This window comes from Methanosaeta sp. UBA356 (assembly GCF_002496465.1).
Lineage (GTDB): Archaea > Halobacteriota > Methanosarcinia > Methanotrichales > Methanotrichaceae > Methanothrix > Methanothrix soehngenii.
In genome coordinates, this window is the sequence record NZ_DAKC01000141.1 from 1 (window position 1) to 13,635 (window position 13,635).

The following is a 13,635-nucleotide window of genomic DNA, read 5'->3' on the forward strand; positions in this document are numbered from 1 at the left end:
TATTATTTAGCGTCAAGCCCTTAACGTAGTCTGCTTCCGATATATCCGATCAAACATGAGCGATTCCATGCTCGATCTTCTCAACAAGCAAATTGAGGTAGAACTTCAGGAAAAGGGGATTGCCGTTCCCTCGATTGTTACCATCAAAGGCAAAAAGTACCTGCATGCTGCAATAACAAATCATCGGAGCCTTCAGAGCGACTTTGACTTATTGGCGCGAGAAGTAGTTCGAATCGGAGATGAGCTGGGCTAAAGGAAATTGCTATAAGCTCATTCCCGAATGCGCTGGCTGCCGTCCCGGGTCTAGGCTGATGAATGCCAGGTGCAAAGCCTTCCTAAGCAATGTATAACAGGCTTGGAGACAAATCTAGGAGAAGCCCAATAAGCGATATCAAGAAAGAGAAATTAGAGCGGGGGACGGGATTCGAACCCGCGAACGCCCGCGCGACAGGGCCCTCAACCTTGCTCCTTTGACACGGGCGTGGAAAACCCCCGCTCGCAAATATGAGTTATAGATCGGCTCGCTTAGCCGATCCCAGCTCTAAGATAGCTCTAGCGACATTGAATCGAGGTCAAGAGCCCTCTTCTTGATCTCTTCTGCCGCCCTTGTCACCATTCTCCATTGGCCAATTCGGTACGAATCAAGACGACTGCAAACTGATGATTCTCCGGCCGCTAATATTCGATACCCAGAGGTGGTTCACACTAAATGAAAAAGACATTCTCTCCTATCTGTTACAGATAATCGTATAGGAGGTTTATTTCCTTCAACAGCTCAATTGTTCTGTCCTTTTGAAGGATCTCCTCCGTCTTCCCATAGGCTTCATTGTGGCTCCTCGCTGTTTCATGTGGGTAAATTGAATTTGAGTTTCCCTGTCCTGAGATAAATAGTAGTAATGAAATTTTTTGTTGATCTGAAACCTCTGGCGCTATCCTTTGCAGCCTGAATCAGACTATTTGTTCCTTCCAGGATAGCATTATCGATTTTTGTTTTAATATAATTAGTCACGCCATTCCAGTGATTCTTTATCATTTTAGCGCATTCGATCACAGGATCGAGTCTGCTATGCGTAGCCCAATAATACCAGCGTTTGAGGTAGTCCTCGGCGGATTTCCGATATTCATAGCTCCAAAAGTCGCGAAGGGCTAATTTAATATTATAAGCTCTCATCGTTTTTAATCGGATGCTTTTTAGTGGCGTTAGCATCTTATTCTGATTGGCTGTGAGGTTCTCGGGATTTTTGAGCCAGATATATCTTGTTCTTTTCAGCAAAGCATTGTGTGATTGTTCCTCACGTCTGACTTTATCAACAGCTTCATTCATCAATTTCATAACATGGAATTTATCAAACGTTATCGATGCATTAGGAAAACTATTCTCTATACCAGATATAAAAGCTGGCGACATATCGCAGCAGAAATTTTCAATATTTTCACTAGATCCGTTATGCTGCTCTAGATCATCTTTAAACGATCCGATAGTTGAGGCATCTTTTCCTTCGCATACATGGATAACTCTCGACTCATCTAGATCTATAAATACTGAAACATATTTATGTCCTTTAGCTCTTGATGTCTCATCAACTCCGATTGATTTGACCATTGAAAAGTCCTCATTGGATCTAGCTTCTGCGACATAATGTTGCAGGACTCTCCATATCCGAGTATCATGTTCATCAATCATTTCAGCAATAGCAGTAACAGTCATGTATTGAGCCATAAGGACTATCAGAGAATCCATAAGCAAGGTGAAACCGCTACCTTTTCTTGCCCAGGGAACCTTTGACTGCTTCACTCCGCAGTCTTCACAGATCGTGCGAGGGACACGACAGTGGATATAGGTTTTAAACTGAAAGAAGTTCAAATGTCGCCAGGTTCTTTCGATAGTATCATGCACGCTGCAACCTGGATTGCCGCATTTCGCACAAGGAAATTTGCTGCCTGGTTCGAAGTCAACGTGTATATCAAGTTGCTTTCCTTCGGCACTGAAATCTATCGTCTTGATGTACCAAGGATCTTCAAGATTCAATGCTATCTTAAATAGGGCTTCCTGGGAGATTGACACGGCTAATTTTCTAGCATGAGTTGCTATAAAGACTTAACCAGCTACCCACAGAGAATAGCGAGGAGCCAAAAGGATCATCTTTGGAGAGGGCATAAACTCCAAAATGATATCTACAAGCTACATTGAGCGACTTAATCTGACGTGCAGACAAGATAACAACCGCATATCAAGGAAAACAATAGCATTTTCTAAGAAGGCTGAGGAATTGGATCATCAAATGACCCTGTACTTTGCATGCTACAACTACTGCCGAAAACATCGATCTCTAAAATATAAGGATGAGACGGGAATTACGAGACTAAATTGCCCCGCGAAACATGCAGGTTTGATCGACCATGTCTGGTGTTTGCATGAGCTATTGGTATATCCATATCATAAAATTCAAACCTATTATTGACTCACGACCCTTTTATCATATAAGCGCCAAAATATTAAAGGATTGCCTTAAGGCGAAAAAATAGCCTCTTCTCGGAGGATGATGGGGATACGCTCCTGGACTGCCTCCGACAGGCCGTCGGCCACATCGAAGATGACCCGGCCTTTCTGCCAGATGCAGTTGGCGATGACTACGTCTCCTGAAAAGCCGCGCTGGCCATCCTCCCCAGCTCCCTTGCCCTGGCGAAAGCGGCATCTGCGTTGACGCTGTCGCCGGTTGCTCTGAGAGCTTCACCTTTGTTGTACCAGGCCAAAGCATAGTCCGGATTGATCCTGATTGCCTCGTCATAGCAACGGATGGCTTCTGTATAGTTGCCTTGCTCTCCGGAAGCTCTGCCTTTGTTGTTCCAGGCCAGAGCGTCGTCTGGATCCAGCCCGATGGCCAGGTCATAGCAGTGGATGGCTTCAGTAAAGTTGCCCAGGTTGGCGTAAGCATTTCCTTTATTGTTCCAGGCCATGCCGAAGTCCGGATTGATCCTGATAGCCTCGTCGAGGAATCTAATGGCTTCACTGTGGTTGCCCTGCAAATGGTAAGCTACGCCTTTATTGTTCCAGGCCATGGCCAAGTCCGGGTTGATTCTGATTGCCTCGTCATAGCATTGTATGGCTTGCACATATTTGCCCTCAATGGCATAGTCAAGGCCTTTGTTGGTCCATTCTTCTGCCGTTTGCTGCCCTTGTACGCTGTGAGCTAGAATAAAGAGGAGGAGCAGTAAGCTCCAAAAGCATTTCATGGCCCTTTATGTGATCTTAAAGGAGATAAACTTTTCGAAAATTGTATCTATATGGCATTTCTCTCCCTGATGCAATATTTATCAATGCATTCTTTTGTATGATCGCACCTGTTCATTTCAATCCCCTTTGCATATCGCCAGAGTCTGAGCCTTGACCTGCTCCATCTTCTTCTTACCCACGAATACCTCTACCAGCTTCAAGGCGAACTCCATCGCCGTTCCCGGAGTGCGGCTGGTTATGATATTTCCATCAACCACCACCCGATCACTGGAGAACTGGGCGCACGACCTTACCTCCTCCTCCCCAGAAGGATGCACAGTGGCCTTCCGGCCCTGCAAGACTCCCGCTTTAATCAGGACCGATGGCGCTCCGCATATAGCTGCCACATACTTGTTCGCCTGATTCAGTTCCCTGATCATATTCAATATCCGTTCATCCTTTCCCAGGTTGATGAAGCCGGGCGCTCCTCCAGGAAGGACCAGGCCGTCCAGATCTTTATGATTGATCCTGCCCAGGCTGGTATCAGGCATCACCCGTACCCCATGAGATCCCTCTACCAATCCATCCTTCAACCCAGCGGTTACCACATCTATTCCCGCGCGTCTCAAGATATCAATGACGTTGATGGCCTCGATCTCCTCGAAGCCATCTGCCAGAGTAACCAGTATCTTCATGCCTTATAGCCTCCTCAATCAAGCTATTGGCATTGAATCCTTAAGTCTATTACTATTGATAACCCTCATTTTGGCAATCGCAATGCTAATCAATAAATATGGACCGGACCATCAGGGGTGCATATCATGATATGCAAACGCTGCGGACGGTGCTGCCTCCATCTGGACATCTTCGTCGTCAATCCCCGGTCAATTCTTCCCGACGGAAACATGAATAAGAACGATCCTGAGGCCATGATCCACAAGCCTGCGGGGCAGATGTGCCCCCACTTTGCCAATAAATCCGGACCAGAGGAAAAGATCGCAACCTGCACCATCCATCATCTGCCCTGTTATAGAGACACTCCCTGCGAGAAGTTCGAGCAGATCGGCCCAGAGGATTCCTTATGCCTCTTGAGCAGCTACCTGGATGGAAGGAAATGAGCCTGGAATGGGTCAATGGAATGCATCCCTAGACACCTTTTGCCTCCAGCGTCTCGGATGCCATCAGAAATCCGATTGCCCTCTCTGCCAAAGGATACCTATTCACCAGGGCCTTGAACCTCTTGCCATGATTCGGCTCGATGAGGTGGGCGAGCTCATGCACTATAACATAATCCTCCACCCATTGAGGAAGGCTTGCCAGACGGTCGCTTATGAGAATGGTCCGGGCGGCACAGTTGCACGAGCCACGCCGGTGCTCCTGGCGGGAGGAATATTGAATGCTATTCCAAGACAGGCTTCCCCGGAAATATCTCTCATTTAGGGCTGCCGCCCTCTGGCTTAAATGGAGGTCGTCCTTGGGGTAGATCCGTTTCTCCAGCCTGATTTGAAGCTTCTCTATATGGGCCCGAAGGGCGGCATCTGAGATGGATGCAGGAGCCAAGACCTCCATCTTTCCCGCCACCATCCGGGCCTGAATGGTCTTCTTCCGTCGCGCAGACCTCTTCACCACGATCTCCATGGAACTGAGCCTCCAGAATGATTGAGTTTGAGAGTTATTAATAGCTTTCTTCCCCAAATCTATATGGGACTATGACCGGATTTCACGGACATTCTTATTTATTATATTCACAATGCATATCATTTGCATATCATCGGCATTTCGCTTTGATTTTTCATCACCCCTTCATCTCAATTGCCTGTGCCAATCCTATCGCATCATCCGCAAACATAATTAACTATGAGATTATTTTTAAAAAACATAAGTTTACCTCAGTATTTGCCTCAAATATATCAAGGGGGTTATTAAGCTTGGGAATGGATGAGATCAAGGAGATTCGAAGCAGGATCAAAGGGATGAACCTGACCTGGACCGCGGGGGAGACAGCCGTATCAGAACTGGCCACAGACGAGAAGATGCACTACCTGGGGCTAGTGGTCCCGGAGGATGAGAAAGCGATGATCCTGCAGATGGCGGAAAGGGATAGATCTCTTGCGGCAAAATCGGGATCTGTATCCATATATCCCACCCAGTGGGACTGGAGAGACGTGTCCGGCAACGACTGGACGACGCCGATAAAGGATCAGAGGCAGTGCGGCTCTTGCGTTGCCTTTGCCACTGTGGCGGCCATTGAGTCCAATTTGGAGATCTTCAAGAGAGACCCATCCCTCGATCCCGACCTTTCCGAGGCAGATCTTTTCTTCAGGGGCTGCGGCGACTGCTGTGGACGGGGCTGGTATTTCACTCCCGCTCTGAGATTTGCTCAGTCCAGTGGAGTTCCTGACGAGGCATGCAATCCTTATCAGGGGGATAAGACCGGCAGCTGCCCGGACAGAGACAAACGCGTGGTCAAGATAGAGAGCTGGACGACCATAACCAACAGCTTCCAGGCCAAGGAGTGGCTCAGCCAGCGCGGTCCACTCATCGGCGGGCTGAGCGTTTATGAGGATTTCTTCTATTATGAGAAAGGAGTCTATAAGACTGCATACGGCGGATATATGGGCGACCACGCAGTATGCGTTGTGGGCTTCGATGATGCCAAAGGCTGCTGGATCTGCAAGAACAGCTGGGGACAGGGCTGGGGAGAAAGCGGCTGGTTCAAGATCGCCTACGGAGAATGCGGAATGGGAAGCCAGTTCGCTTTCTATGGAGTTCAGTTCACAGCAGACGATGACCTGATCATGCCAAAATCAGGAAGGGTTATTGTGCGCTTTACCGGCAAGAGCACCACTCTGGAGGATGAGATCTGGCTATACCGTCCTGAGGAGAAACTGATCTTCCGGGCGGTTGACTCCGATCTGGGCAAGATCCATGATCTGGGAGCCTTTCCCGCCGGAACCCGGCTCACATTTGCCCTGAAGACTTCAGCGGGGCATATCTTCTACAGCGACCAGCTCTTAAACGACGACGTCTGCGACCATGTTAACAAAACCGGCATTGGAACCTACAAATGGCAGCTTAATTGGGAGGACCTCTACGGCCTGGGGGAGAAGGACTACAACGATGTGAGCATGGAGATTGAGATCATTAGCGCCACCTCCGAGGATCTGGTGATGCCCAAAGAGGGAAGGGTCTTTGCCACCCTTAAACAAAGGCATGCCGCCACCAAAGAGGAGTTCAGGCTGAGCTCTCCGGAGAATAGGTTGATCTTCACCCTGGATAGCCCCATGGGAAAGGCAATAGACCTGGGAAAGTATCCCGAAGGCGCCAGCCTCACATTCGCCTTCAAGACACTTGAGGGTTACACCTACTACACCGATCAGGTGAAAAACCCAGATTTCTTGAGCCACGTGAGAAAGCTCCCCACTGGATACAACAAATGGGAGCTTCGCTGGGAGAAATCCTATGGGATGCGCCTCAAAAGCTACAAGGATCTCACAGCAGAGATAATAGTGGCACCCATCGTCCGAGAGGATGTGATTTTGGAGAAAGACAGCCACGTGGTGGCCAGACTGGTCAGCAAGAATACGCCCAATCATAACCAGTTCTGGCTCTATAAGCCCGAGAAGAAGCTGATCTTCGACTCCATTCAGGGAAACGTGGGCAAGAGCTTTGAGGTAGGAGACTATCCGACAGGAACCAGGCTGATCTTCGCTCTGCAGACCCAGGATGGGGCCTTCTTCTACACAGACAGCGGCCTCAATGAGGACGGGAAATCGCACGTCCTTCGGCTGAAGCTCGGATCGAATAAATGCCAGCTTCGCTGGGAGGACCTTTACGGTCTGAAGGACACCGACTATAACGACCTGGTGGTGGAGATCAAGATGGATCCAAAACAGGATCCTAAAAAGCGGGTGACTGGATAATATCCAACGGGTGGCATGGGATTAGGCTGGAATAAATCAGGAACAAGGCAGCCAGTCCACGCAGATCTCGCCGGACTGGCTGTCAGACCACAGCTGGATCAACTTCTCGATGGAGAATACACCGGTCAGATCCTCAACGCTGCGGCCGATGAGAGGATGGCGGCCTTTTGCGGTGACGCTGGGGTCGACGGACTGCCAGGCGATATGAGCATTGCCTATGACATTGGAGCTGATGCTCGCCTCCAGGCCTCCTCTCGGCGACGCGGCGTCTGCGGAATTTGCATAGGCTCCAGTTCGAACCTGAGTATCTCTATTCAAGTGCTCTACATCGGTGTATGATTCGGTCATGACGGAACCGGTATCATAGTTCTTGACGGTAAGGGTATCACTCTGGCCGCCACTGATAGCGGCTGGTGTAAAGGCCAGGGGTATCTCACCCTTAATGCCGGGAATGGCCATAAACATGATCACCAGACAAATCAGCTTCATCCACATCCATCGGTCACCATTTCGGTAATTGACGTATTCGCATTTCAACTTGTTGCCCAAGGAGTCCCCATCCTTTAGGTTGGGGAGGAATTGGGCGCTCCAGTAAGTTATTTATGCTCATAAGTCTATCTCCTGATGTGTGTTTTGCATGATCTGGTAGGGCTGAGCCTGAAACGGCAGGGCACCCTCGATAGAAGGGATAAAACAGCTTCCTAACCAATCTGCCCGCAGACCTGGGACAAAACAGCCTATCGGAGGCATGAGATTCAGTAATGAGTCTAGGTGAGAGTTTGACACATGATTCTCCTTCCGATAGGTGGGGTGCCAGCGAGCTAATCTTCGCCACAATGCAGTCAGCATGAAGAGTCAGCCACCCTTACGCCTCGCGACTTTTTGTGTAGAGGCAAGCCATGCCCTTCAGGGCGTGGTAGTTGACGCTGTTGCTCTGAATAGAGTGCAGCTCATGCCCATGCCCCTGCAGATCATTCCCTCTACCGGGTTCCCAGCTGAACGATCCGATTCGTATCTTGCAGGGTGTTATTCCGGTTCGTCTGAGCCGCCTGGTTGTTAGGGTCAAGAAGCAGGGCTTTATCGAAGCGTTCCAGCGCTTCCTGGTACTTTCCCTGCTCCCGCAGGACTACCCCCTCATTATTCCAGGCACCTGGATTCAGAGGATCGAGTTTGCTTGCCATCTGAAGACAGACCAGCGATCCGGAGAGATCGCCTTTATCAGCCAAAGCCATGCCCTTTCCATTCCAGGCTTCAGAGTCTGAAGCATTCAGCCCCAATACTTTGTCAAAGCAGGCTATAGCCTCATCATGCCTGTCTAATCCTCTGTAGAGGGCAAGGCCCTTCCAGTTCAAAGCCTCGACATTCGTGGAGTTTATCGCCAGAGCCTTTTCGAAACTTGCTATTGCATCCTCATAACGACCCAAGATGCCAAATGCATATCCCTTGCGGTTCCAAAGGTTAACATTGCCGGGGTCCAACTCCAGGGCCTCATCATAGCTTCTTGCGGCCTCTTCTATGCTGCCGTTATACAATTGCTGATCTCCAAGGCTCGACCAGTATTCCGCCGTATGCTCTTCCGCCGCCGAGGGAATGCTTGTCGCTGCCAGAAGAGCTAATAGGGTCAATGCGAGCTTCATGAACAGCCATCTTTCATTCTGGAGATATATCTCTACCTATTCTATCTATATCCCGCATTCTACTATTCTCTCTTGATCTGATCCATCTTCATGGATAGAATGAATATTCTCCAGCCCAAAAGTTAATTAATTCCCCCTTCATATCACCATATATAACGAGGCCAGGTTTATCGCTCTGGGGATCCTGGCAGAGGAGTGGAGGAGGTTCATTATTTGAAGAGATTCGATGTAATGCTGGAAAAGGATATATCCGGATACGAAGGAGAATTTTCCGATATCATTCATCAAGCTCCGGCCTTTTATAGAATGATGACCAGGCTGCTAGATGATAAAGATCTTCCCAAATCCATGTCGCCGCAGATTATTGCCGCCATCGCATACTTCATTCTGCCCGAGGACATAATTCCCGAAGATAAGTTCGGCCCGGTAGGATATGTCGATGATATCTATCTATGCGCCTTCGTCGCATATGAGGTGATGAAGGAAACAGGATCTTCCGATATCATATCCCGGAACTGGGATGGAGGCAGGCCTGTGATCGAGCTGGTAGAAGAGATACTCAATCGCGAAAAGGAGCTTTTGGGCAATAAGAAAGAAAGGATGATGCAGTATATAGGCTTCGACGAGATTTAGCTCGAGCAAATTTTTTGGTCCCTATTCCCTTCTGGGCTTATAGGGACGCCTCATCTGACCATTGCAGAATATGCAGGTAGTGACCATAACGCCTTCTGATAGCCTCACCCTGGAGTTCCCCGGGGACAGGTAGCTGCCACAGTGTCGGCAGCAAAGCCTCTTAAGAGATCGGGGCATTCTGACCCTGGTGCGAGTGCTTATCCGCCGGGCGATCTGGACATACCTATTGCTTCTCTCAGGATGAAGCCGGTGCGCCTCCTCTGCCAGGACAAAGAGCCTTTCCATACGCTGCAGGGCAAGATCTCTGGATCTATGATTGTCCTTTCTTCGTCTCACGCCAGGACTGTGGCCACCGGGTCTATAAACCTATTTCGTCGAGAGAATCTATTTCTACATCCAGTGAGAATATCGGATTCAATGGCTGCTACATCGCTTTCCATCAAGATCGCCCCGGAGATGGAGGATTATATCCGCGCTCGCTCTACAGATATGCGCATCGCCACCACCTGCGAAGGCCCTCTGATCTTCTCCGTCAAGACCAGTCCACCCAAGCCCACAGATCATGTCATATCTGTTGGAGGGCGTATGGTCTACATCTCTGCCGTCCAGGCACCTTATATCAAGACCATAGATGCGAGTATGCTTCCGCGCTGCGCTCTGGAAAAAAGGACCCGTAACTGATGGTCGCCAAAAGAAGGCTATTTCATTGCTATCCTTAACTCTGCCCATTGGGGAATAGGTCTGCCTTTTTAGACTGGTTCTTAATTGACAGATCACTGTTTTAGCGATATTTTTATCTACTAATATTCCCCATATGACGAATATGGAATCTTGGGTAGTTGACTGGATTAAAGAGCAAAGAAGTTTGGGAGTTAAGTGCCTTGAGATAAAACAGCGAGGAACGAAATATTATGTTTATCATTCAACTACTCATTGGGATAAAAATATCAAGAAAGCAATAAAGACTTCAAAATATCTGGGACGACTTGATCGCGAAAGGGGGATGGTAGAATCTCATGAAAACCAAGAAAGCCAGAGATCAGAGGCGCAATCGACAGATGTGCGTAATGTTACCGAGTACGGAAACTCTATCTTGCTTCAGGAGTCCTTGAAAGACTTAAAACCATTATTGATAGGAGCTTTTCCTGGAAATTGGGAAGAAGTTTACGCTCTATCAAAATTGCGAGTCACTGGAAACGTTCCGTTAAAAAGAGCTGAAAGTGCGTGGGAGAAATATTATAATATAGAATCAATTAATCCTAACCTCAAACCAAAAAATCTTTCTAAGATGTTGCATGAGGTTGGAACAAATCGCGATGGTCAACGTGTTGTTTTTAGGACGCTTCTTGACCGGAGTGAACAGCTTGTTTATGATCTGAGCTATGTTTTTTCGCGGTCGGTGAGTATAAGCTTGGCCGAAAAGGGCTACAATAAGGACCGAATTCATATCCCTCAAATCAATATTGTTCTGCTTTGTAGCGCTGATACAGGATTGCCGACGATGATAAGACCTCTCCCCGGCAGTGTTAAAGATATTAAGACGTTAAGCAACTCACTTCTTGAACTCGATATTCGTGGCAAGGTATTGATTCTTGATAGAGGATTCTTCTCAGAAGAGATATTTAATTTCCTTGATAAATTGGAGATATCATATCTAATTCCTGCAAGAAGAAATAGCCACTATTATGAGGAACGCATTCATCTTAATGAACATTTTCGCTATCATAAGCGATTGATAAGATGCGGATGCAAGAAGCTAGGAAACAAATATCTCTATCTCTTCGAGGATCAAGTCCTGATGCTTGAAGAGCGCGATACCCTTTATGATAAACTGGATGCAGGTAGGATCACAAAGGTAGAACTTCACGAGGAGATGAAAAAATCAGGGCGTATTCTCATCATATCTAATCGAAAAATGAATGAACAAGAAGCCTATGAATTATTTAAGAGAAGAGAAAGTGTTGAGAAGATGTTTGACACCTATAAATCAACATTATCAGCTGATAGGTTATATTTGCATGATGATGAAAGCGTCTTTGGACATGTGTTTATAGCATTTTTATCTCTTTATGCCTACTGCAAACTCGAATTGCTATTAAAGAAGGCTGGGGCAAATAAAAAAATGACACCTGGCGACTTACTCTTTGAGTTCAGCAAAGTATATCATATTGATTTTGGAGAACATGGGAAAATAATGGAAGTTCCTAAGAAAATTAGAGATATTGAAGCTAAACTTGGGCTAAACATATTCCCCACGTAGGCGGAGTTTAGGTGCTATGTTATGCGACTGCCTCAACCCGGATGCGATCAGAATCATCCACCATACGGCCAGGCTCATCAACGCCAGAAGTGATAAAGAGGCATAATCCATTATCGAGATCACCAGAACGATAATTTCCTTTATATGGTGATATAGACGATTGTGATAAGATCGCATCGGGCGGTATATTCAAAGGAAAATAGAGGATATCTCAGATAAGATCGCAAACCGTCAAACCGAAACCATTAAGTCGCCAAGAGGGCGAATATGTATGGGAATGATTCCCAGGCGGATGCATGTGAATAAAACCAAGTCGTCAGTCTGGCTGACACTGATAGGCGCAATTGTATTTCTGGTTCTCTTGTGGCGTCGGATTTTGCAGATGCCTGCAGAAAGAGATGAAGAAGACGACAGCAGAAATCGCAAGAACCGTCCGGTATCATAGACTTCGATCTCCTTTTTTAAGCCAAAAAAATTTAGCGGCCCTCCAGCCATTCATCAAGAGCGCGCATTGATGCAGCACGGTGAGATATTCGATTCTTCTCCGCCAGCTCCATCTCGGCCAGGCTCTTTTCCCCCACATAGAATATGGGGTCGTATCCAAAGCCCGAGCTTCCCCGTGCCTCATGGCCGATCTGCCCTTCAACTATCCCCTGGAACATCCGGGGCTTAAGCCCCGGCTCGGAATACACAACCACCGACTTGAAGAAGGCCTTGCGATTCGAGATCCCATCCATGAGCCGCAGTATTCCCTCATTGCCAATGGTCTTCTGGACATAGGCGGAGTAGACCCCAGGAAAGCCGCCCAGCGCCTCGATGAAAAGGCCAGCATCCTCCAGCATTGCTGGCTCCTTTAGCCGGGCCATGATCTCGTTAATGCCATAGACCGCCACCTCTTCCAGAGTATCCGCCTGAATCTCAGTATAGCCAAGATCCTTCTGCTCCAGACCATCGATAATGGCCCGGGCCTCCACATACTTTCCTTTGTTACTGGTGATAAAGCTGATCATATTATCTCCCAAAATTCTTCTCAGTCGGATCTATTAAGCTTATTATCGGAATCGCTTTTCCTGGCCTCTACCTCCAGCCTCACCATCCCCACATGAACATCACCATTCTCATCCAGAGGATGAAGCTGGATGTATCTATCCACCACCTCATGAATAAAATCCGATCTCATCTCCACCGGGACTCTTTGGATATAGGGCAACCAGGTGCTCTCAATCCATGAGGCCAGGCCCGCCTTGTCCTTCTGGACCATATCCTTATGCAATAGCTCTACCCGAACCGCTCTCAGGCCGGATTCATCCAGCCAGGCCCGGTACTCCTCCGGTCCATAAAAGCCGTAAGGAAACTGGAAGCCTTCGAAGTAAGGATACCATTTCTCTTCATCGATCATCTCCCCGGCAAGATCCAGGACGCTGGCCGCATTGCCCCTTCCTCCAAACTGCATAAAGACCCGGCCTTCGCTCTTCAGGCTCCGCCTGATCCCCGCCAGAACTGGCCTGTGATCCAAAATCCAGTGAAGAGCAGCAAAAGAGAGGATAAGATCAAACTGGTCATGGTATGGCAGATCCCGGGCATCTTGGTGCTGGAACTCGAGGTTTGGCCATAGCTCATCAGGGAAGCGTGATCGTGCAAAGTTCAGCATCTCCAGGGAGCTATCAACCCCCACCACCGACCCCCTGGGAACGAGGCGCGATATCTCGGCGGTGATCTTGCCGTCTCCGCATCCGATATCAAGTATCCTTTCATCTCCCCTGATTGAGATCTTGGACAAAAGTTCCTGCGCCCATGTCTGCTGGGCAGACGAGCTCTTCTCATAGGTATTAGGATCCCATCTGTGCATGGTTTTCTCCTTATGCTATCCTTCTTCCCTATATGATAAGCCTTTTCGAGCGCCATATCACATAAACACAGGCTGGAAGCCCCGCTCTTCAGGGCAGGGAGGAAAGCCGCAAGTAGCCC

Annotated in this window: 15 protein-coding genes and 1 tRNA gene; 6 read left to right on the plus strand and 10 right to left on the minus strand. The window is 48.1% G+C overall.

Annotated elements, in window-relative coordinates; translation table 11 throughout:
- Positions 1 to 409 precede the first annotated feature (409 nt).
- Positions 410 to 496: transfer RNA gene (locus tag BP727_RS13440), tRNA-Leu, on the minus strand.
- Positions 497 to 844: 348 nt separating this feature from the next.
- Entirely contained in the window at positions 845 to 2,065 is a 1,221-nt protein-coding gene (locus tag BP727_RS13445; protein ID WP_286859362.1) for an ISL3 family transposase, read from the minus strand.
- A 103-nt stretch (positions 2,066 to 2,168) separates the two neighbouring features.
- Here BP727_RS13445 and BP727_RS13705 point away from each other — a divergent pair, with 103 nt between their 5' ends.
- Positions 2,169 to 2,462 (plus strand): hypothetical protein, encoded by a 294-nt coding sequence (locus BP727_RS13705; protein WP_394339418.1) that lies wholly within the window; start codon positions 2,169 to 2,171, stop codon positions 2,460 to 2,462.
- A 169-nt stretch (positions 2,463 to 2,631) separates the two neighbouring features.
- Here BP727_RS13705 and BP727_RS13450 read toward each other — a convergent pair whose 3' ends face one another.
- Both BP727_RS13450 and BP727_RS13455 read right to left on the minus strand, forming a co-directional pair.
- Entirely contained in the window at positions 2,632 to 3,234 is a 603-nt protein-coding gene (locus BP727_RS13450; protein ID WP_048131858.1) for a tetratricopeptide repeat protein, read from the minus strand.
- A 117-nt stretch (positions 3,235 to 3,351) separates the two neighbouring features.
- Positions 3,352 to 3,909 carry a DJ-1 family glyoxalase III gene (locus tag BP727_RS13455; protein ID WP_273272145.1) on the minus strand — a complete coding sequence of 186 codons (558 nt, stop codon included), beginning with the start codon at positions 3,907 to 3,909 and terminating at the stop codon, positions 3,352 to 3,354.
- 126 nt (positions 3,910 to 4,035) lie between these two features.
- Here BP727_RS13455 and BP727_RS13460 point away from each other — a divergent pair, with 126 nt between their 5' ends.
- Entirely contained in the window at positions 4,036 to 4,332 is a 297-nt protein-coding gene (locus BP727_RS13460) for a hypothetical protein (RefSeq protein WP_013718755.1), read from the plus strand.
- A 28-nt stretch (positions 4,333 to 4,360) separates the two neighbouring features.
- Here the strand turns inward: BP727_RS13460 and BP727_RS13465 are convergent, their stop codons facing one another.
- A complete protein-coding gene (locus BP727_RS13465) occupies positions 4,361 to 4,852 on the minus strand; it encodes a M48 family metallopeptidase (protein WP_013718754.1) in 492 nt (163 codons plus the stop codon).
- Between the two features lie 296 nt (positions 4,853 to 5,148).
- Between BP727_RS13465 and BP727_RS13470 the strand changes: the two genes are divergently transcribed.
- A complete protein-coding gene (locus BP727_RS13470) occupies positions 5,149 to 7,137 on the plus strand; it encodes a C1 family peptidase (RefSeq protein WP_286859365.1) in 1,989 nt (662 codons plus the stop codon).
- Positions 7,138 to 7,173: 36 nt separating this feature from the next.
- Here the strand turns inward: BP727_RS13470 and BP727_RS13475 are convergent, their stop codons facing one another.
- Both BP727_RS13475 and BP727_RS13480 read right to left on the minus strand, forming a co-directional pair.
- Positions 7,174 to 7,626 (minus strand): hypothetical protein, encoded by a 453-nt coding sequence (locus BP727_RS13475; RefSeq protein WP_286859368.1) that lies wholly within the window; start codon positions 7,624 to 7,626, stop codon positions 7,174 to 7,176.
- 491 nt (positions 7,627 to 8,117) lie between these two features.
- A complete protein-coding gene (locus tag BP727_RS13480) occupies positions 8,118 to 8,774 on the minus strand; it encodes a tetratricopeptide repeat protein (RefSeq protein ID WP_286859371.1) in 657 nt (218 codons plus the stop codon).
- 213 nt (positions 8,775 to 8,987) lie between these two features.
- On the opposite strand from BP727_RS13480, the gene BP727_RS13485 reads away from it, so the two are divergent.
- Entirely contained in the window at positions 8,988 to 9,407 is a 420-nt protein-coding gene (locus BP727_RS13485) for a YkvA family protein (protein WP_013718750.1), read from the plus strand.
- Positions 9,408 to 9,428: 21 nt separating this feature from the next.
- Here the strand turns inward: BP727_RS13485 and BP727_RS13490 are convergent, their stop codons facing one another.
- On the minus strand, positions 9,429 to 9,743 hold the full coding sequence (locus BP727_RS13490) for a ribonuclease P protein component 4 (protein ID WP_232844335.1): 315 nt from the start codon (positions 9,741 to 9,743) through the stop codon (positions 9,429 to 9,431).
- An 81-nt stretch (positions 9,744 to 9,824) separates the two neighbouring features.
- Here BP727_RS13490 and BP727_RS13495 point away from each other — a divergent pair, with 81 nt between their 5' ends.
- Positions 9,825 to 10,088, plus strand: a complete 264-nt coding sequence (locus tag BP727_RS13495; RefSeq protein ID WP_013718749.1) for a hypothetical protein — start codon at positions 9,825 to 9,827, stop codon at positions 10,086 to 10,088.
- Between the two features lie 142 nt (positions 10,089 to 10,230).
- Positions 10,231 to 11,667 carry a transposase gene (locus BP727_RS13500; RefSeq protein ID WP_286859378.1) on the plus strand — a complete coding sequence of 479 codons (1,437 nt, stop codon included), beginning with the start codon at positions 10,231 to 10,233 and terminating at the stop codon, positions 11,665 to 11,667.
- A gap of 476 nt (positions 11,668 to 12,143) precedes the next feature.
- Here the strand turns inward: BP727_RS13500 and BP727_RS13505 are convergent, their stop codons facing one another.
- Positions 12,144 to 12,677, minus strand: coding sequence for an XTP/dITP diphosphatase (locus BP727_RS13505; RefSeq protein WP_286859380.1), 534 nt, complete (start codon positions 12,675 to 12,677; stop codon positions 12,144 to 12,146).
- Positions 12,678 to 12,697: 20 nt separating this feature from the next.
- Positions 12,698 to 13,516 carry a class I SAM-dependent methyltransferase gene (locus tag BP727_RS13510; protein ID WP_286859383.1) on the minus strand — a complete coding sequence of 273 codons (819 nt, stop codon included), beginning with the start codon at positions 13,514 to 13,516 and terminating at the stop codon, positions 12,698 to 12,700.
- Between the last annotated feature and the right edge of the window lie 119 nt (positions 13,517 to 13,635).

What these genes read in the sequence shown, in the direction of transcription:
- BP727_RS13705 (WP_394339418.1), top strand. Translation starts at nt 2,169, where the DNA reads ATGATATCTACAAGCTACATTGAGCGACTTAATCTGACGTGCAGACAA.
- BP727_RS13450 (WP_048131858.1), bottom strand. Translation starts at nt 3,234, where the DNA reads ATGAAATGCTTTTGGAGCTTACTGCTCCTCCTCTTTATTCTAGCTCAC.
- BP727_RS13455 (WP_273272145.1), bottom strand. Translation starts at nt 3,909, where the DNA reads ATGAAGATACTGGTTACTCTGGCAGATGGCTTCGAGGAGATCGAGGCC.
- BP727_RS13460 (WP_013718755.1), top strand. Translation starts at nt 4,036, where the DNA reads ATGATATGCAAACGCTGCGGACGGTGCTGCCTCCATCTGGACATCTTC.
- BP727_RS13465 (WP_013718754.1), bottom strand. Translation starts at nt 4,852, where the DNA reads ATGGAGATCGTGGTGAAGAGGTCTGCGCGACGGAAGAAGACCATTCAG.
- BP727_RS13470 (WP_286859365.1), top strand. Translation starts at nt 5,149, where the DNA reads ATGGATGAGATCAAGGAGATTCGAAGCAGGATCAAAGGGATGAACCTG.
- BP727_RS13475 (WP_286859368.1), bottom strand. Translation starts at nt 7,626, where the DNA reads ATGAAGCTGATTTGTCTGGTGATCATGTTTATGGCCATTCCCGGCATT.
- BP727_RS13480 (WP_286859371.1), bottom strand. Translation starts at nt 8,774, where the DNA reads ATGAAGCTCGCATTGACCCTATTAGCTCTTCTGGCAGCGACAAGCATT.
- BP727_RS13495 (WP_013718749.1), top strand. Translation starts at nt 9,825, where the DNA reads ATGGCTGCTACATCGCTTTCCATCAAGATCGCCCCGGAGATGGAGGAT.
- BP727_RS13500 (WP_286859378.1), top strand. Translation starts at nt 10,231, where the DNA reads ATGGAATCTTGGGTAGTTGACTGGATTAAAGAGCAAAGAAGTTTGGGA.
- BP727_RS13505 (WP_286859380.1), bottom strand. Translation starts at nt 12,677, where the DNA reads ATGATCAGCTTTATCACCAGTAACAAAGGAAAGTATGTGGAGGCCCGG.
- BP727_RS13510 (WP_286859383.1), bottom strand. Translation starts at nt 13,516, where the DNA reads ATGCACAGATGGGATCCTAATACCTATGAGAAGAGCTCGTCTGCCCAG.